The 14,094-nt window shown below is 70.1% G+C and carries 17 protein-coding genes; 10 read left to right on the top strand and 7 right to left on the bottom strand.

Annotated features, from left to right (window positions below; translation table 11 throughout):
* Positions 1 to 11 precede the first annotated feature (11 nt).
* Positions 12 to 374: a four-helix bundle copper-binding protein gene (locus ABZ576_RS06505; RefSeq protein ID WP_360736545.1), complete on the bottom strand. Its 363-nt coding sequence runs from the start codon at positions 372 to 374 to the stop codon at positions 12 to 14.
* A 529-nt stretch (positions 375 to 903) separates the two neighbouring features.
* Between ABZ576_RS06505 and ABZ576_RS06500 the strand changes: the two genes are divergently transcribed.
* The 6 genes from ABZ576_RS06500 (at position 904) to ABZ576_RS06475 (ending at position 4,663) form a co-directional block, all read left to right on the top strand.
* Positions 904 to 1,095: a hypothetical protein gene (locus ABZ576_RS06500; protein ID WP_360736542.1), complete on the top strand. Its 192-nt coding sequence runs from the start codon at positions 904 to 906 to the stop codon at positions 1,093 to 1,095.
* Entirely contained in the window at positions 1,079 to 1,603 is a 525-nt protein-coding gene (locus tag ABZ576_RS06495; protein ID WP_360736540.1) for a DUF6879 family protein, read from the top strand. The genes ABZ576_RS06500 and ABZ576_RS06495 overlap by 17 nt, the downstream gene beginning before the upstream one ends.
* Complete coding sequence (locus ABZ576_RS06490) at positions 1,600 to 2,430, top strand: helix-turn-helix transcriptional regulator (protein ID WP_360736538.1); 831 nt, start codon at positions 1,600 to 1,602, stop codon at positions 2,428 to 2,430. Before ABZ576_RS06495 ends, ABZ576_RS06490 begins: the two co-directional genes overlap by 4 nt.
* A 524-nt stretch (positions 2,431 to 2,954) precedes the next feature.
* Positions 2,955 to 3,179 (top strand): DUF397 domain-containing protein, encoded by a 225-nt coding sequence (locus ABZ576_RS06485; RefSeq protein ID WP_360736535.1) that lies wholly within the window; start codon positions 2,955 to 2,957, stop codon positions 3,177 to 3,179.
* Positions 3,180 to 3,271: 92 nt separating this feature from the next.
* Positions 3,272 to 3,742 carry a hypothetical protein gene (locus ABZ576_RS06480; protein ID WP_360736533.1) on the top strand — a complete coding sequence of 157 codons (471 nt, stop codon included), beginning with the start codon at positions 3,272 to 3,274 and terminating at the stop codon, positions 3,740 to 3,742.
* Positions 3,743 to 4,360: 618 nt separating this feature from the next.
* Positions 4,361 to 4,663, top strand: coding sequence for a hypothetical protein (locus ABZ576_RS06475; protein WP_360736530.1), 303 nt, complete (start codon positions 4,361 to 4,363; stop codon positions 4,661 to 4,663).
* Between the two features lie 199 nt (positions 4,664 to 4,862).
* On the opposite strand, the gene ABZ576_RS06470 is transcribed toward ABZ576_RS06475, so the two are convergent.
* A complete protein-coding gene (locus ABZ576_RS06470) occupies positions 4,863 to 6,020 on the bottom strand; it encodes an acyl-CoA dehydrogenase family protein (RefSeq protein ID WP_360736528.1) in 1,158 nt (385 codons plus the stop codon).
* Positions 6,021 to 6,211: 191 nt separating this feature from the next.
* On the opposite strand from ABZ576_RS06470, the gene ABZ576_RS06465 reads away from it, so the two are divergent.
* On the top strand, positions 6,212 to 7,555 hold the full coding sequence (locus ABZ576_RS06465; protein WP_360736526.1) for a UDP-glucose/GDP-mannose dehydrogenase family protein: 1,344 nt from the start codon (positions 6,212 to 6,214) through the stop codon (positions 7,553 to 7,555).
* A gap of 136 nt (positions 7,556 to 7,691) precedes the next feature.
* Here the strand turns inward: ABZ576_RS06465 and ABZ576_RS06460 are convergent, their stop codons facing one another.
* Positions 7,692 to 8,198, bottom strand: a complete 507-nt coding sequence (locus ABZ576_RS06460) for a CGNR zinc finger domain-containing protein (protein ID WP_360736523.1) — start codon at positions 8,196 to 8,198, stop codon at positions 7,692 to 7,694.
* 83 nt (positions 8,199 to 8,281) lie between these two features.
* Here ABZ576_RS06460 and ABZ576_RS06455 point away from each other — a divergent pair, with 83 nt between their 5' ends.
* Both ABZ576_RS06455 and ABZ576_RS06450 read left to right on the top strand, forming a co-directional pair.
* Positions 8,282 to 8,638: a VOC family protein gene (locus ABZ576_RS06455; RefSeq protein ID WP_360736520.1), complete on the top strand. Its 357-nt coding sequence runs from the start codon at positions 8,282 to 8,284 to the stop codon at positions 8,636 to 8,638.
* Positions 8,639 to 8,685: 47 nt separating this feature from the next.
* The gene (locus ABZ576_RS06450; protein ID WP_360736517.1) at positions 8,686 to 9,078 is read left to right on the top strand and encodes a VOC family protein; all 393 of its coding nucleotides are present in this window, start codon (positions 8,686 to 8,688) and stop codon (positions 9,076 to 9,078) included.
* 28 nt (positions 9,079 to 9,106) lie between these two features.
* On the opposite strand, the gene ABZ576_RS06445 is transcribed toward ABZ576_RS06450, so the two are convergent.
* From ABZ576_RS06445 to ABZ576_RS06430, 4 genes are all read right to left on the bottom strand, one after another.
* Positions 9,107 to 10,246 (bottom strand): dipeptidase, encoded by a 1,140-nt coding sequence (locus ABZ576_RS06445; protein ID WP_360736515.1) that lies wholly within the window; start codon positions 10,244 to 10,246, stop codon positions 9,107 to 9,109.
* A gap of 169 nt (positions 10,247 to 10,415) precedes the next feature.
* Positions 10,416 to 11,612, bottom strand: a complete 1,197-nt coding sequence (locus ABZ576_RS06440; protein ID WP_360736512.1) for a dipeptidase — start codon at positions 11,610 to 11,612, stop codon at positions 10,416 to 10,418.
* On the bottom strand, positions 11,609 to 12,130 hold the full coding sequence (gene purE / locus ABZ576_RS06435) for a 5-(carboxyamino)imidazole ribonucleotide mutase (RefSeq protein WP_360736509.1): 522 nt from the start codon (positions 12,128 to 12,130) through the stop codon (positions 11,609 to 11,611). Before purE ends, ABZ576_RS06440 begins: the two co-directional genes overlap by 4 nt.
* A complete protein-coding gene (locus tag ABZ576_RS06430) occupies positions 12,127 to 13,266 on the bottom strand; it encodes a 5-(carboxyamino)imidazole ribonucleotide synthase (protein WP_360736507.1) in 1,140 nt (379 codons plus the stop codon). The genes purE and ABZ576_RS06430 overlap by 4 nt, the downstream gene beginning before the upstream one ends.
* Positions 13,267 to 13,569: 303 nt before the next feature.
* Here ABZ576_RS06430 and ABZ576_RS06425 point away from each other — a divergent pair, with 303 nt between their 5' ends.
* Positions 13,570 to 14,073, top strand: a complete 504-nt coding sequence (locus ABZ576_RS06425; RefSeq protein ID WP_360736504.1) for a GtrA family protein — start codon at positions 13,570 to 13,572, stop codon at positions 14,071 to 14,073.
* The last annotated feature ends 21 nt before the right edge of the window (positions 14,074 to 14,094 follow it).

Here is a 14,094-nt window from a genome sequence, read left to right as displayed (position 1 = left end):
GCCGCAGCGGCTCACATGCCGGCACCCACCGCCGCCCGGCAGGTGTCCGCACAGCGGCGACACGCCTCCGCGCAGCGCATCATCTGCTGGTCGTCCGGTATGGACATACACGCCTCGGCGCACATGTCGCAGACCTTGGCGCAGAGCGCGCACATGTCCGCGCACATGGGCGAGCGCCGCATCATCATGTCGGCGCACATGCGGGTCGTCTCGGAGCAGTCCATCAGCGCGCGCATGATCTGCATCTGCTGCTGGCCGCCCTTCTGCATGCAGGAGCTCATGCTCTCCTCGCACATGCTGTGGCAGCTCATGCAGGCCTCGATGCACTCCTGCATCTGCTGGGTGAGGGCGGGCATCATCTGCGACTGGGTCATGGCTCCTCCTCGGAGGCGGGGACCCGGGGCGGGCCCCGTGTGCTTCCGTCCTACGTCCCTCCGCCCCGCCCCGCATGTGACCGACCGGTCGTAAGGCGCCCCCGGCGCAGCGGAAAGGCGCCCCGAGGGGCGCCTTTCCGGGAGCCTTTCGAGCCGCCCGCCGAGCCGTGCGAACGGCTGGGGACGGCTACGCCGCCTACGGCAGGTTGCGGGCCATCACGATCCGCTGGACCTGGTTCGTGCCCTCGTAGATCTGGGTGCTTTACAGACCATACGGCCGTGACCTGGGCGAACACCCCTCCCAGAGGGAGGCTCCCCAGCATTTCCCCATGATGATCAAGAGTCTGTCCAGGTGGGACCAGCCGCAGCAGCGGCACAACCGGATGGGCAGTGGACGAGCAGGTATGCGGGAGGTTACGCGGTTTCCCGTTCCGTCAACCGTGATCGCTTGACCCGCGCGCCCCGGCCTCGGGAGCATCAACCCAGACGCGGGGAACTGGCAGCAGCGTGGGAGAGGGGAACCCGGACCATGAAGGTCACCAAGCTGGTCAGCACGTGCGACATCACGGACTGTCCGACGATCTATGCGACGGATCGCGGCACCTTCCTGGTGCAGGGCGAGACGCCGACCGACCACGGGCTTCAGATTCCCGCTCACGAAACCCTGGTCGAGATCCCGATGGAACTGCTCCAGAAGGCCGTCCGTGACAACCTCGTCTAAGACCCTCGGCGACCTCTTCGACTCGTTCGAGCGTGAGGCTTTCCGCCTGGAGGCCCTGGACGACTACAGCAAGTCCGGGAACGTCGACGCGTATCACGCCTACCTTGCCGGAGAGCCCCAGCCGGATGACTACAACGCCGGGTGGGTGGAGAAACTCCGCTCGCACACCGATAACGGGAAGCGCGTCTATCGGGTGCACATCTTGTCGCGCCCACTCACGGACTATCTCTGCTTCGAACTCGGGTGGGGCTACCGGAAAAACATGACCGGGGGTGAAGAATTCTTCATCCTCGACATCACCGACAAACCAAATCCCCTGCCCGATGTGCCAGACTTCTGGTGCTTCGATTCGCAGACCGTGGCCGTAATGAACTACGACGGGGCGGGAAAGTACCTGGGCTCGGAGGTTCTGAAGCCGGAGCGGGTGGCCGAGTTCACCACTTACCGCGATACGGCACTTGCTCACGCGGAGCCGTTCACCGAATGGTGGGCCAAGCACGGGGCGTGAACAGGGCACAGCTGGGAGCCGCACTGCGGGCACTGCGCCAGGCATCCGGGAAGGAGGCCAAGGCAGTCGCCCGTGCCGCCCTCATGTCTCCGTCCAAGCTCTCCAAGATCGAGAACGCGAAGCTGGCACCCAGCGCAACGGACGTAGAGCGGATCCTACTCGCCATCGGCGTATCCCCCGAGATCAAGGCCGAGTACACCGAAGCCGCCCGGACGGCCGGCACGGAGACGACTGAATGGCGACTGCTGAAGCGGGTCGGAGTCCACAAGGGTCAGCAGGAGGTCAAGGCTCTTGAAGCCCAGATGTCAGTGCTTCGGATGTTCCAACCGGCGCTGATTCCAGGTCTGCTCCAGACTCCTGAGTACATTCGGGCCGTCCTGCAGCGCCACAACCTGAGCGAGGACACCCTCAACCGCACGATCAACGGCCGATTGGACCGTCAAGCGATCCTCTACGACAGTACGAAATCCCTGCGGTTCATCATCACGGAACCGGTGCTGCGGTGGCGACTCGTCCCGTCGTCCATGATGGCTGCCCAGCTTGATCGGATCGTTTCCATGTCGCGTCTCTCCCACATCGACATCCGAGTAGTTCCGTTGAGTATTCGGCAGCACGACATCGCGAACCACTCGTTCGCAATCCGTGACAACCGCATGGTCACCGTCGAAACAGTCCACGCCGAGGTACTCGTCACCGACCCACGGGACGTAGAAATCTACGCAGAGAAATTCCACGGGTTCGAGCGGGTCGCACTGTCCGGTGAGGACATGCAGAGCTTGGTCGAGGGCATCCGCGACGACTTCTTGCGGGAACAGGAAACAGGCTAGAGCCCCGCCCCTGGCCCCGCCGAACATGGCGTCATGGGGAGCGAAGAGAGAACTTCCGATCCAGTGTCGACCGCATCGGCGATCAGCCTGATGGAGGGGCGAAGTGAGCCATCTCCTAAGCCTGGTTGCCGTACCTGCCTCTCACTCTCGGTCGCTCGCGAGAACGCGCGATCCGCGGGGGACCACAGCGGGGTTTCAGACGGCAACGTGAGGCTCCGCCGCCACCAAGCTGAGGTGCACGAGTGACGCGCAGGGGAGCGGCGCAGCGGCTGTTCACTGATCGACCGCTGATGACGATGCGCGTTTCCCGTGACTCCGGGCGAACGTGGGAGCCCGAGCGGGCAGTGTCGGCGAGCGACGATCTGGCACCTCTGATGGCTTCAGCGTGGCCGCCGTGCAAGTGCGCGCGGTGCGCCGAGTCCGGCAAGCGTTCCGACCGCTGAGCGGCTCTCCCCTTTGACTCCCGCCCGAACGGGCGGCGGCGGTCAGCCCTGGCCGCGATCAGTCAGCAGGAAGGTGCAGTGATGCTGAACGGAACCGACCTGTACGCGCTCGACATCGACGGGGCCTCGTTCGTGAAGGCGTGTGGCGGCCCCTGCACCGAAGGGTGCGTGACCCTGGCCCGGATCGGTGACGACGCCTGGGCTCTGGGCGACAGCAAGCGGCCGGACGCGCAGCCGCTGCGGTTCACCACGGAGGAACTGGACGCGGCCGGGATCGACCCGGCGCGGTTCGGTCTGAGCGTCTGACCCTCCGCCCTCGCCAACCGGCCCGGCCTCCCCTCCACACAGGCCGGGCCGGTTGGTTCCGCAACCCCCCACCATCGAACGGGAATCGACTGGTGCACCACCATCACGGCTATCTGTGGGTCGGCCCGAGAGAACGCTTCGACCAGGAAGCCCTACGGCGGCCCCCGCACCCCGAGCCGCCCCCGCCCGGCAGCAAACCCGAACTGATCCAGCGCTACCGAGAGGTGGCAGCGGAGTTCCCCACGTCTGACCTGCCACCGCTGGAGACGGCGTACTGGCTCATCAAGCCCCGCTCGTTAGTTCGTGGAACCTGGGACGAGGCCAAGGAAGCAGCGGGATGGATCGGGGAACGGCTGACTGAGTTCGCGCCCCGGTTCGCCTCTGAGCGTGACCGGGACACAACCCGCCTGGCCCGACTGGTGAGCGCTGCTGCTGAGCAACTGCACTCGGGTACGGATGTGTCCTGTGGCTTCTATCTGGAGCGCCCCTCGTATCTGTCCCTGGCAGTGGTGACGTGCTCCCCGAATCGCTCGATGCCTGAGCTGCCCTGCCCAGTCGCGTAGTCGAAGCAACGAAAGAAGCCCCGGCCGACGTGGCCGGGGCTTCTGCGGTTGGTTTCAGCAGGGCGCGGAAGGAGTTGAAGTCTGTGAGCGGTTCCGGCCCCTTTGGTTGCTGCTCGGGCTCAGAGGCGGCCTGCTCGGGTTCCACACGGTAGGCGTCCAGGCGGACGACCCGAGCACGGTTCTGCTCACGCTCCGCGCTGGCCGGCTGGGCCTCCGCGTGACGAGAAGTGTCCCGGTTCTCGTTGCTGTAGGTGCGGGCCGGCTGCGGCGCAGCGTGACGGGAAGTGTCGTCACGGAGTGAGAAGACGGTGGCCGGTCGGCCGGTCTTCCCCTCCCGTTCCACGGTGACGACGATTCCGGCCAGTGCCTTGACCTCGGCGGCGGTCGCCCCTACGTACGGGAGCACCTGGGAGGACGTGGCCCGGCCCCCGTGCATTTCGATCCGGGCCCGAACCTTGTCCTCAAGGCTGAGCGGCTGCCGCTTCACCTTCGGGGAGGTTGCTCCCTTGGTGATGCGGACGGCGTCCTGGACAGACCTGCGCACGAGTGTGAAGGGCGCGGGAAGTGCTGGCGATGCTGGAAGCCTGCCCTCCCCGCTACCGCGCGATGCTGTGGCTGATGGCAGGGTGTGGCCTGCGGCTGGGCGAAGCCATGGCCGTCTCCCGCGATCAGGTCGACTTCAAGGCCGAGACCCTTCGAGTGGACCACGGTGTATGGGGGCCGGAACGACTCCTCTTCCCGAACGTGACGCGGACGGGCTACCTGTACGCGTCGTACTTCTACCCGAAGATCTGGATGATGGCGCTGGACAAGGGCGGAGTGACCTACTGCAAGCCCCACTCGCTCCGGCACTACGCAACCATGCTGACGCCCGGCGCCGATGACCCCGACGACCCCACAGACGCGTCAGAGGTCGCCTGATCCCCACACGACAACAGCCCCCGGCAACTCGCCGGGGGCTGCGTTCGTTTGTGCTGGCAGCGGGTGTTTTCGAGTCACCAGCTCCCCAGGATTCCCCCAGCATGACGCCCATGAACGGCCCTGATCAGGCCGCAACGGGCAGAAAGCCGAGAGCGCTCCTCCGGAGCCTCGGAACCCCCTCTGACCTGCAAAAATCCTGCTACGGAAGATTCCTGGCCATGACGATCCGCTGGACCTGGTTCGTGCCTTCATAAATTTGCGTGATCTTGGCGTCGCGCATCATGCGCTCCACCGGGTAGTCGCGGGTGTAGCCGTAGCCGCCGAGGAGCTGGACGGCGTCGGTGGTGACCTCCATGGCGACGTCCGAGGCGAAGCACTTGGCGGCGGCACCCAGGTAGGTGAGGTCGGCGTCGCCGCGCTCGGAGGCGGCGGCGGCCTGGTAGGTGAGGGCGCGGGCCGCCGAGATCTTCATCGACATGTCGGCCAGCATGAACTGGATGCCCTGGAAGTCGGCGATCGCCTTGCCGAACTGCTTGCGCTCCTGGACGTAGCCCTTGGCGTAGTCCAGGGCGCCCTGGGCGACACCGAGGGCCTGGGCGGCGATGGTGATGCGGGTGTGGTCCAGGGTCTGCATCGCCGTGGCGAAGCCGGTGCCCTCCTCGCCGATCATGCGGTCGGCGGGGATGCGGACGTTGTCGAAGTAGACCTCGCGGGTCGGGGAGCCCTTGATGCCGAGCTTCTTCTCCGGGGCGCCGAAGGAGACGCCCTCGTCGGACTTCTCGACGACGAAGGCGGAGATGCCCTTGGAGCGCTTGGCGGGGTCGGTGACCGCCATCACCGTGTAGTACTCCGACACGCCCGCGTTGGTGATCCAGCGCTTGACGCCGTTGAGGACGTAGTGGTCGCCGTCCCGGACGGCCTTGGTCTTCATGCCGGCCGCGTCCGAGCCCGCCTCCGGCTCGGAGAGGCAGTACGAGAACATCGCGTCGCCCTTGGCCAGCGGGCCGAGGTACTTCTTCTTCAGCTCCTCGGAGCCGGAGAGGATCACCGGCAGGGAACCGAGCTTGTTCACGGCCGGGATGAGGGAGGAGGAGACGCAGGCGCGGGCCACTTCCTCGATCACGATGACCGTGGCGAGCGCGTCGGCACCCGAGCCGCCGTACTCCTCGGGGACGTGCACCGCGTGCAGGTCGTTGGCGACGAGGGCGTCGAGGGCCTCCTGCGGGAAGCGGGCCTCCTCGTCCACCGCCGCGGCGTACGGCGCGATCTTCGCCTCGACCAGGGAGCGGACGGCGTCCCGGAGCATGTCGTGCTCCTCGGACGGGCGGTACAGGTCGAAGTCAGCCGATCCGGCCACGGTCTCTCACGCTCCAAAGACGCAGTGATAATGACGCTAATTACCGTTAAGTAACTGAAATTTTAGAGGGCTTGTCCGCGGACGCCTACGTGAGGTTGGCGACAGCGGGAAAGTTGCCCGGCGAACGGCCCGACTATGCTCAGGCACCGCATGACCGAGCAGCACCGACGTACCCGAGCTGGAGCGCAACCATGAGCCTGAAGATCACCGTGATCGGCACCGGCTACCTCGGCGCCACCCACGCCGCGGCCATGGCCGAGCTGGGCTTCGAGGTGCTCGGCCTGGACGTCGTCCCCGAGAAGATCGCCATGCTGGAGCGCGGCGAGACACCGATGTACGAACCGGGTCTGCAGGAGCTGCTGCGCAAGCACGTGGCCGGGATCGAGGGGGCCAGCGGGCGGCTGCGGTTCACCACGGACTGGGCCGAGGTCGGCGCGTTCGGCGATGTGCACTTCGTGTGCGTGAACACCCCGCAGAAGCACGGCGAGTACGCCTGCGACATGTCGTACGTCGACGCCGCCGTCGCCTCCCTCGCGCCGCACCTGCACGGTCCGGCCCTGGTCGTCGGCAAGTCGACCGTGCCGGTGGGTTCCGCCGACCGACTGGCCGCCTACCTCGCCGAGCACGCCCCGGCGGGCGGTGACGCCGAGCTGGCCTGGAACCCGGAGTTCCTGCGGGAGGGCTACGCCGTCCAGGACACCCTGCACCCGGACCGGATCGTGGCCGGGGTGCGCAGCGAGCGCGCCGAGAAGCTGCTGCGCGAGGTGTACGCCGGCCCGATCGGCGAGGGCACGCCGTTCGTGGTCACCGACTTCCCGACCGCGGAGCTGGTGAAGACGGCCGCGAACTCCTTCCTCGCCACCAAGATCTCCTTCATCAACGCGATGGCGGAGGTGTGCGAGGCCGCCGGCGGCGACGTGGCGAAGCTGGCGGAGGCCATCGGCCACGACGACCGGATCGGCGCCAAGTTCCTGCGCGCCGGGATCGGCTTCGGCGGCGGCTGCCTCCCCAAGGACATCCGGGCGTTCATGGCCCGCGCGGGCGAGCTGGGCGCCGACCAGGCGCTGACCTTCCTGCGCGAGATCGACTCCATCAACATGCGCCGGCGCGGCCAGATGGTGGAGATGACCCGGGAGGCGCTCGGCGGCGGCTCCTTCCTGGGCAAGCGGGTCGCGGTGCTCGGCGCGACCTTCAAGCCGGACTCCGACGACGTCCGCGACTCGCCCGCGCTGAACGTGGCCGGGCAGATCCACCTCCAGGGCGGCCAGGTGACCGTGTACGACCCGAAGGGCATGGACAACGCCCGCAAGGTCTTCCCGACCCTGGGGTACGCCGACTCCGCGCAGGCGGCCGTCCGGGGCGCCGACGTCGTACTGCACCTGACCGAGTGGCGGGAGTTCCGCGAGCTGGACCCGGCGGCGCTGGGCGAGGCGGTCGCGGCCCGGGTGATCCTGGACGGCCGCAACGCCCTCGACCCGGAGCTGTGGCGGCGGGCCGGGTGGACGTACCGCGCGATGGGCCGGCCGACGGCGTAGCCGGACGCGCGCGCACGGCCCCGCGCGAACGGACCGCGCCGGCGGGCTCACGCGCACGGACAGGTGACGCCGGTTCGGCCGAGGCTCAGTCGGCCGAACCGGCGTCTGTCCGCATTCTGCACCACACCGCCCCGGATCACGGCCCCTTCGCCCGGTAACGGCGCATCTTGGCGCGGGCCCCGCACACCTGCATCGAGCACCAGCGCCCCCGGCCGGCCGGGCTGCGGTCGTAGTACGCCCAGTGGCAGGTGTCGGCCTCGCACGCCTTCAGGCGGGTCCAGGTGCCCGCGACCAGTGCCTCGGCGACGGCCGCGGCCACCCGGGAGAGCAGGGGGGCCGGGTCGGCCGGGGCGAGGCGGGCCGAGCCGTCGCGGTCGTCCACGGCGACGTACAGCGGGGCGCGCGCCAGCAGCGTGCCCAGGGGGGCCACCGCGCGGTGCGGCGCGTGGCCGGCGTGGGCGAGCAGCGCGGCCCGCAGGGCCTCGCGCAGCTCCCGGGCGCCGGCCAGCCCCTCCTCGGTGATCCCGAACCGGCCGCGGCCCTCCGACGTGTCCAGCGAGTCGGCGCCCGTCTCCAGGTCCAGGGTGTTCACCAGGGACTCGACCAGGGCCAGGCCGCCGGGAGCGGCCGATCTCTCGCTCATGGTTGCGACGTTACCCCTTCTGCGGGAGCATGCAGTAACCGTTACTGGTTACCCGGCTCTACAGGTAACCCAAGGAGGTAGTCATGGCTCTCGCCAAGCTCGATGTCGTGGTCCTGGACTGTCCCGACCCGCGGGCGCTGGCCGGTTTCTACGCCGGCGTGCTGGGCGGCACGGTGGAGGGGGACGACGAGTGGGCCGACCTGAAGGTGCCCGGCGGGCCGGCGCTCGCCTTCCAGCGGGCGCCCGGGTTCGTGCCGCCGCGCTGGCCCGCGCCGGACCACTCCCAGCAGTTCCACCTCGACCTGGCCGTCCAGGACCTGGACGCGGCCGAGGAAGGGGTGCTGGAACTGGGCGCGAAGCCGCTGGACACCGACCGCTCGCGCACCTTCCGTGTCTACGCCGACCCCGCGGGGCACCCGTTCTGCCTGTGCGCCTGCTGAACCGGGGCGCGCGTCGAACCGCCCGTCGAACCAAGGGAGGACACACCATGGCGTCGGTGGCCCGACTCCGCAACGTCGCGCTCGACTGTCCCGATCCGCACGCGCTGGCCGCCTTCTACGCGGCGGTGGCCGGAGGCACCCCGCGCGCGGAGGACGACGACTGGGTCGTCCTCCAGGTCCCGGACGGCCCCCGGCTGGCCTTCCAGCGGGCCGAGGGGCACACCCCGCCGGAATGGCCGCGCGCGGACCACAACGGCCAGCAGTGCCATCTCGACTTCGACGCGGGTCCGACCTGGGCGGACGTCGACGCGGCGCACGAGCGGGTGCTGGCGCTCGGCGCCCGCCCGCTGGACCTGGAGGACCGGGAGAAGAAGGACTTCCAGGTGTACGCCGATCCGGCCGGGCATCCGTTCTGCCTCTGCCGTATCGAGCAGCCGTGAGGACCTGCCGGCGGTGAGACGCCCCCTGTCAGGGGGTGGTGTCCAGGTCGGTGATCCGTGGTGCCCGGGCCTCCCGGCGGTACTGGGTGGCCCGGGCCGTGAAGTCGGCGCTGCGCAGCACCCGCTGCACGTTCTTCCAGGTCAGCAGGGACAGCTCGGTCTCGGTCCAGCCGCGTCCGAGCAGCTCGGCGACCAGGTGGGGGTAGCGGGAGGCGTCGGCGAGGTCGCGGGGGTGGACGGCCCCGGAGTCGTAGGTGCCGGACAGGCCGACGCACTCGGGGCCGGCCACGTCGCGGATGTGGTCGAGGTGGTCGGCGACGTCCGGGACGGTCGGGCCGGTCTGCTCGGCGGTCAGCGGCACCATGCACAGGCCCTTGGCCGCGCCCAGGGCGGCGAGCAGGTCGTCCGGCAGGTTGGCCGGGTGCGGGCGCAGGGCGCGGGCGGCCGAGCGCGTGCACAGCACCGGTGTCCGGGACAGGGCGAGGGCCCGCTCGGCGGTGGCCTGGGAGGCGCCGGAGAGGTCGGCGAGCACCCCGAGCCGGTTCATCTCGCGCACGACCTCCTCACCGAACCGGGTCAGCCCGGACTCGCCCGCCCAGGCGGTGCCGGCGAGGGTGAGCACGCGCAGCCCGAGGGCGCGCAGGATGCGCAGGATGCCGAGGGAGTCGTCCAGCGCGGCGCCGTGCGCGGGGCCCAGCACCACGGCGATCCGGCCGCGGTTGCGGGCGTCGATGACCTGGCCGGCGGTGCGCACCAGCCGCAGCCCCTCCGGGTGGGCCTCGATGACGGTGCGGACCTGGTCCAGCTGCTCCAGGGTGGCCGCGGCGGCGCGCTCGCCGACCGGCCCGCCGGGCAGGTGCAGCGACCAGAACAACGCGCCCACGTGCCCCTCGCGCAGCCGGGGCACGTCCGTGTCGACGGCGGCCTCGCCCAGCTCCAGGTCGTACCAGGGCAGGTGGCGCAGGGCCCAGGGCAGCCCGCTGTAGCCGTCGGCCACGGGGTGGGCGGCGAGCAGGGTGTGCGCCCGCGTCAGCAGTTCGCCGGTCGGCTGCTCCGGACGGGCCCGGCCCGGGTCGAGCGACGGCGGGACGGCCGGGGGTCCGCCCCGCAGGCCGTCGTCCTCGCCGACCTCGGTCGTGGTGGGGATGTCGTCCTGGAGGTCGGCCATGGCGGGCTCCGTACGTCGTCGTCGGCTACGTCGGTCGTGAGCTACGGCGTGCTGTGGCTGGCGTACCGACACGGTCGCACGGAGCGGAGGGGAGCTTCCTGGTGAGTGGGGCGTTCGGGGTACCGCGGCCGTCCCGGCCGGAGCACCCCCGAAACACCCCCCTGAACGGTCAGTCCCGCGTGCCGTCCAGGGCCTCGATGGTGGCCAGGGACGGGGCGCGCACGGCCTGCAGGTGACGGGCCACGTCCTCCGCCGCGCCCAGCACCCGGACCGCGTTCTGCCAGGTCAGCTTGGCCAGGTCGGCCTTGGACCAGCCGCGGTCCAGCAGCTCGGCGAGCAGGTTCGGGTAACCGGAGACGTCGTCCAGGCCGTCCGGGGTGAAGGCGGTGCCGTCGTAGTCGCCGCCGATGCCCAGGTGGTCGATGCCGGCCACCTCGCGCATGTGGTCCAGGTGGTCCGCGACCGTCGAGACCGTGGCGACCGGGCGCGGGGTGCGCTCCTCGAAGGCCCGGTGGACCCTCATGGCCTCCGGGCCGGTGTCCAGGTGGTGCAGGCCGTGGGCGCGCATGTTCTCGTCCGCCGCGGCCGTCCAGTCCACGGCCGCCTGGAGCACGAACTTCGGCACGAACGTCACCATCGCCACGCCGCCGTTCGCGGGCAGGCGCTCCAGGACGTCGTCGGGGATGTTGCGGGGGTGGTCGCACACCGCCCGCGCGGAGGAGTGGGAGAAGATCACCGGCGCGGAGCTGGCGTCCAGCGCGTCGCGCATGGTGGTCGCCGCCACGTGCGAGAGGTCGACGAGCATGCCGAGGCGGTTCATCTCCGCCACGACCTCGCGGCCGAAGGCGGACAGGCCGCCCACGCTCGGCTCGTCGGTCGCGGAGTCCGCCCAGTCCACGTTGTCGTTGTGGGTGAGCGTCATGTAGCGCACGCCGAGCGCGTACAGGCCGCGCAGCGTGCCGAGGGAATTGGCTATCGAGTGGCCGCCCTCCGCGCCCATCAGGGAGGCGATACGGCCGTCCCGGCGCGCCGCCTCCATGTCCGCGGCCGTCAGCGCGGGCGCGAGCTCCGCCGGGTAGCGGGCCAGGAGCCGCCGGACGCAGTCGATCTGCTCCAGCGTCGCCGCGACCGGATCCGGCTGCTCGCAGGGCACGTACACCGACCAGTACTGGGCGCCGACGCCGCCCTCGCGCAGCCGCGGCAGGTCGGTGTGCAGGTGCTCGCGCTGGTCGCCGGCGACGTCCAGGGCGGCCAGGTCGTAGCCCGCCTGCTTGCGCAGCGCCCAGGGCAGGTCGTTGTGCCCGTCGACCACCGGGAACTCGCGCAGCAGCGCACGGGCTTCGTCGAGGGCGGCCACGGCGGTCACTTCCCGAAGCCGAAGCCGCCGGTGCCCTCGACCTTGGCGCGCAGCCGCTTGCCCTTCTCGGTGGCCTGGTCGTTGAGGTCCTGCTGGAAGTCGCGCATCCGGTGCATCAGCTCCTCGTCGTGCGCGGCGAGCATCCGGGCCGCGAGCAGACCGGCGTTGCGGGCGCCGGCGACGGAGACCGTGGCGACCGGGACACCGGCGGGCATCTGCACGATCGACAGCAGGGAGTCCATGCCGTCCAGGTACTTCAGCGGCACCGGCACGCCGATGACCGGCAGCGGCGTGACGGAGGCGAGCATGCCGGGCAGGTGGGCGGCGCCGCCCGCGCCGGCGATGATCGCCTTCAGGCCGCGGTCGGCGGCCTGCTCGCCGTACGCGATCATCTCGCGGGGCATGCGGTGCGCGGAGACGACGTCGACCTCGTAGGCGATCTCGAACTCGTCCAGGGCCTTGGCGGCGGCCTCCATGACGGGCCAGTCGCTGTCCGACCCCATGACGATGCCAACAACGGGGCTCATTCGGTGATGGTGCCTCTCAGGTAGCCGGCTGCGTGACGGGCGCGCTCCAGCACGTCGTCCAGGTCGTCGCCGTAGGTGTTGACGTGTCCGACCTTGCGGCCGGGCTTCACGTCCTTGCCATACATGTGGATCTTGAGCTTGGGGTCGCGGGCCATGCAGTGCAAGTACGCGGAGTACATGTCCGGGTAGTCGCCGCCCAGGACGTTGACCATGACCGTCCATTCGGCGCGCGGCCGCGGGTCGCCCAGCGGCAGGTCCAGGACCGCGCGGACGTGGTTGGCGAACTGCGAGGTGATCGCGCCGTCCTGGGTCCAGTGGCCGGAGTTGTGCGGGCGCATCGCCAGCTCGTTGACGAGGATGCGGCCGTCGCGGGTCTGGAACAGCTCGACGGCGAGGTGCCCGACGACGCCCAGTTCCTTGGCGATGGTCAGCGCCATCCGCTCGGCGTGCAGCGCCAGGTCCTCGGCCAGGTCCGGGGCGGGGGCGATCACGGTGTCGCAGACGCCGTTCACCTGCCGGGACTCGACCACCGGGTAGGCGACGGCCTGGCCGTGCGGGGAGCGGACCACGTTGGCGGCCAGCTCACGGACGTAGTCGACCTTCTCCTCGGCGAGGACCGGCACGCCCGCCTTGAACGGCTCGGCGGCCTCCTCGGCGGAGTCGACGACCCACACGCCCTTGCCGTCGTAGCCGCCGCGGACGGTCTTGAGGACGACCGGGAAGCCGTCGCCCTCCGCCGCGAACCGGGCCACGTCGGCCGGGTCGGCGACGATCCGGTGCCGCGGGCACGGGATGCCGATCGAGTCGAGTTTCGCGCGCATCACCCCCTTGTCCTGGGCGTGCACCAGCGCGTCGGGCCCCGGGCGCACGGGGATGCCGTCCGCCTCCAGGGCCCTGAGGTGCTCGGTGGGTACATGTTCGTGATCGAAGGTGATCACATCGCACCCGCGCGCGAACTCACGCAGCGTGTCCAGGTCGCGATAGTCGCCGATGACGACATCGTTCACGACCTGCGCCGCGGAATCCTGAGGGGTGTCACTGAGGAGCTTGAACCTGATGCCGAGCGGGATGCCTGCCTCGTGAGTCATACGAGCGAGCTGGCCCCCGCCGACCATGCCGACTACCGGGAACGTCACACCCCTAGCGTATCGGCCACGCCGGGGCGGCCGAATCGCGTCCCTCCATTACTTCCCCGCCCGGCTGTCCTGCCCCTTCCCGCCCGGCTGTCCTGCCCCTTCCCGCCCGGCTGTCCTGCCCCTTCCCGCCCAGCCCTCCCGCGCCCCTTCCCGCCCGGCCCTCCCGCGCCCCTTCCCGCCCGGCCCTCCGCCCCCGCTTCTCGCGACCCGTGCGCGAGCCGTGGCCCGGTCCGCGGGCGTCCGCCGGTCCCCGCGGCTAGCATGGCGGGGTTGACGCAACCTACCGACGGGAGCTGCACCGCCATGGAACCTCGTTCCTCGGGGCTGCAACGGCTCGTACGCGAGGTGGTCAAGTTCGGCGCCGTCGGCGGCGCCGGTGTCCTGGTCAATCTCGGTGTGTTCAACCTGGTCAGGCACGTCTCCGACCTGCCGGTGGTGCGCGCCAGCATCATCGCGACCGTCGTGGCGATCGCGTTCAACTACGTCGGCTTCCGGTACTGGACGTACCGGGACCGCGACAAGAGCGGGCGGACCAAGGAACTCACGCTGTTCCTGCTGTTCAGCGCGGTCGGCCTGGTGATCGAGAACGGCGTGCTGTACCTGGCGACGTACGGCTTCGGCTGGGACAGCCCGCTGCAGAGCAACGTCTTCAAGTTCGTCGGCATCGGTGTCGCGACCCTGTTCCGGTTCTGGTCGTACCGCAGCTGGGTGTTCCGGGCGCTGCCGGCCCGGCAGGCCGTGGCCAGTGCCGAATCGATCCTGAAGCAGGAGACGCGGCGGCCCCCGCGGCGCCAGCGCGTCCCGTGACGCGGCGGCCCCCGCGGCGCC

Source organism: Streptomyces sp. NPDC013455 (genome assembly GCF_040632975.1).
Taxonomy (GTDB): Bacteria; Actinomycetota; Actinomycetes; order Streptomycetales; family Streptomycetaceae; genus Streptomyces.
Note: the sequence above shows the minus strand (reverse complement) of the source record. Positions and strands in the feature narration are given on the sequence as shown.

Bases quoted from the DNA above. Each gene is read 5' to 3' on its own strand.
- ABZ576_RS06460 (WP_360736523.1), bottom strand. From the start codon at position 8,198: ATGAGCGAGAGATCGGCCGCTCCCGGCGGCCTGGCCCTGGTCGAGTCC.
- ABZ576_RS06500 (WP_360736542.1), top strand. From the start codon at position 904: ATGAAGGTCACCAAGCTGGTCAGCACGTGCGACATCACGGACTGTCCG.
- ABZ576_RS06485 (WP_360736535.1), top strand. From the start codon at position 2,955: ATGCTGAACGGAACCGACCTGTACGCGCTCGACATCGACGGGGCCTCG.
- ABZ576_RS06475 (WP_360736530.1), top strand. From the start codon at position 4,361: ATGGCAGGGTGTGGCCTGCGGCTGGGCGAAGCCATGGCCGTCTCCCGC.
- ABZ576_RS06455 (WP_360736520.1), top strand. From the start codon at position 8,282: ATGGCTCTCGCCAAGCTCGATGTCGTGGTCCTGGACTGTCCCGACCCG.
- ABZ576_RS06425 (WP_360736504.1), top strand. From the start codon at position 13,570: ATGGAACCTCGTTCCTCGGGGCTGCAACGGCTCGTACGCGAGGTGGTC.
- ABZ576_RS06450 (WP_360736517.1), top strand. From the start codon at position 8,686: ATGGCGTCGGTGGCCCGACTCCGCAACGTCGCGCTCGACTGTCCCGAT.
- ABZ576_RS06465 (WP_360736526.1), top strand. From the start codon at position 6,212: ATGAGCCTGAAGATCACCGTGATCGGCACCGGCTACCTCGGCGCCACC.
- ABZ576_RS06445 (WP_360736515.1), bottom strand. From the start codon at position 10,246: ATGGCCGACCTCCAGGACGACATCCCCACCACGACCGAGGTCGGCGAG.
- ABZ576_RS06505 (WP_360736545.1), bottom strand. From the start codon at position 374: ATGACCCAGTCGCAGATGATGCCCGCCCTCACCCAGCAGATGCAGGAG.
- purE (WP_360736509.1), bottom strand. From the start codon at position 12,130: ATGAGCCCCGTTGTTGGCATCGTCATGGGGTCGGACAGCGACTGGCCC.